The 614-nt window shown below is 46.1% G+C and carries 1 protein-coding gene; it reads right to left on the minus strand.

Annotation, left to right across the window (positions count from 1 at the left end):
* Nucleotides 1–10: 10 nt before the first annotated feature.
* Nucleotides 11–614 (minus strand): AEC family transporter (locus R8N49_RS28490; RefSeq protein ID WP_318190618.1); only part of this gene is annotated, 604 nt, incomplete at its 5' end.

Genomic DNA, 614 nt, shown 5'->3' on the forward strand with positions numbered 1-614 from the left:
TGAGGCTTTTTTATTTCATTTTTCTGATTAAACCGTACGATTTCAGAACCACAATACCGAATGTGCAGGTGACGGTTGAAAGCACTGTTGTCAAAGCAATAATGTTGGCTGCCAGTACCGCATTTCCTCCCATTGAGCGGGCCATGACGTAACTCGCTGCCGCAACGGGCGAGGCGTTCATGAAGAATAAAATCCCCAATTCAATACCTCGAAAACCAACAAAATACGCGCCTAACGTGATCAACACTGGGGCGACAATCAACTTGTAACTGCTTGCAAACCAAGACGGGCCTTTTTCCTTTCTCATCAAACTAAAATCCAACGACCCGCCTGTACATAACAATGCGAGCGGCAACGTCATTTTCGACAGATAGTTACCCGCATCAATGACTACGTTTGGAACCGGAATCGACAACAAGTAGAAAAGCATACCTAAAACGATGGAGATGATAAGCGGGTTCTTCGTCAGTGTTCTTCCCATCATTTTTGCTGCTTGAGAGGCAGACGTAGCGCCTTTGGGTGATAGGCAGATCACCGCTTGAACGTTGTAGATAAAGGTGGTGATGGCGACATAAAGAGCAGCTAATGCGACACCCTGTGAACCATAAGCATTC

This window comes from Vibrio sp. 1978 (assembly GCF_033344345.1).